Source organism: Candidatus Sodalis sp. SoCistrobi (assembly GCF_900143145.1).
In the GTDB taxonomy this organism is placed as follows: domain Bacteria; phylum Pseudomonadota; class Gammaproteobacteria; order Enterobacterales; family Enterobacteriaceae; genus SoCistrobi.
On sequence record NZ_FRDB01000354.1, the window covers coordinates 1 to 1668 of the forward strand.

Annotated in this window: 2 protein-coding genes and 1 pseudogene; all 3 read left to right on the plus strand. The window is 52.3% G+C overall.

What is annotated here, in order from left to right; genetic code table 11:
• On the plus strand, nucleotides 1-565 hold a 565-nt coding region (locus CINSTRO3249_RS15665; protein ID WP_074013889.1), incomplete at its 5' end, for a CCDC90 family protein.
• Between the two features lie 30 nt (nucleotides 566-595).
• Entirely contained in the window at nucleotides 596-1171 is a 576-nt protein-coding gene (locus tag CINSTRO3249_RS15670) for a 3'-5' exonuclease (protein ID WP_074013890.1), read from the plus strand.
• A 181-nt stretch (nucleotides 1172-1352) separates the two neighbouring features.
• Nucleotides 1353-1544 (plus strand): annotated as a pseudogene (locus CINSTRO3249_RS15675) (HU family DNA-binding protein); the annotation flags it as partial.
• Nucleotides 1545-1668 lie beyond the last annotated feature (124 nt).

Below are 1668 nucleotides of genomic sequence, written 5' to 3' on the forward strand. Positions count from 1 at the left end.
GGGCCAAGTCGCATTTGATACGCAAGAGTTCGTCGAGACGCTGGAGAACGCCGGTTTGCCAAAAGACCAGGCGCGGGCGATCTCTATCGCCGTTCGCAAGTCTCACGAGGTGGCGGATGTGGCGACCCGGCGTGACCTTGAGGATGCGCGCAAGGATATCGATGCTGGATTTCAAAAGGGGATTGCTCGTTTTGAAAAGCATGAAGCACAAATGCAGTCTCGGTTTGAGAAAGTCGATAATCAGATAACCGAGGTCAAAAAAGACCTGTCCGCCGAAATCGCGGAAGTCTGCAAAAATACCGCAGCACGGTTTGAGAAAGTCGATGCTCAGATAGCGGAAGCGCGCAAGGACACAGCGGCCCAGTTCGAGAAGACCGACGCCAAAATCGCCGAAGTCCGCAAGGATTTGGCCTTTGACATCGCCGACGCCCGCAAAGAGGCCGCGGCAGACATGGCGCTACTCCGCAAAGACGTCGAAAGCCTCACCAACAAGATGATTATCAAAATGGCTAGCATCATGGTCGGCGCGATTGGTGTGGCTACGGCGATCATCAAACTTCTCTGAAGTCCTCCCACTTTAAGTAAATCCCAAAATATGAATATCATGCTCGACCTCGAAACCCTCGGCACTGCCTGCAATGCTGCTATCGTCTCTATCGGCGCGGTGGTCTTCGACCCTGATACAGGGATGCTTTCCGATGAATTTTATCGGGTGATTGATGCTGATGATGCTCAGAAATATGGCGTGAGTGACAAAGACACGATGGCGTGGTGGCTGGAACAGCCAGAGGGCGCCCGCCGGATTTTTGATGCAGATAACGGGGCGCTGGAATTTGAAAAAGCGCTGGACGATTTCGCCCTCTGGATAACAGAAATGCAGTTGCAACACGGCGGGCAGGTGAAAATCTGGAGTAACGGTGTGGGATTCGACTGCGTGATTTTGCGTAATGGCTATGAGGCTGCACAGTTGCCGTGCCCGTGGAAATTCTGGAACGAATTTGACGTGAGAACTATCGTTGAAATTGGCCGACAGAAACTAGGCGTTAATCCCAAAAAAGACATGCTGTTCGAGGGAACCAAGCACAATGCATTGGCTGATGCTATACATCAGGCAAGATATGTCTCGGCAATTTGGCAGAAATTTGGCTCTCCGTCTGTTTGCAGAATGTAATAATCCACGAGGAACACCATGAACAAACCCGAACTTATGCGCGCGGTCAGCGAGAAAGCGGACATCTCCCAAGCTAAGGCCATAGCTGTTGTAGGCCTTCTATAAAGAAGCTGAGTCTGATTAAAAAACAGCCTTAACGTACAATAATTTTCGATATCCAAACTGACCCCTTGTAGACGCTTTCACCGAGGCCGTCACTCAGGCACTGGCGGCAGGGGATGCCGTTAAACTGAGTGGATTCGGCACCTTTGGAGTCAAAACCCGCGCCGAGCGCACAGGCCGCAATCCCAAAACCGGCGAGGCCATGATCATTCCGGCGGCACGGGCTCCCGCGTTCCGGGCGGGGAAAGCGCTGAAAGAGGCGGTGAGATAAAAAAACCGGCGCGGAGGAGCCGGTTTGGGAAGGTGTCTCGTGCGTCGTTATCGTTGTGTCGCGGCAACGTTATAGATTTCGGTACCGTCGCTGTCAATCTTCCTCAGCTGATTTTTCCGTAATT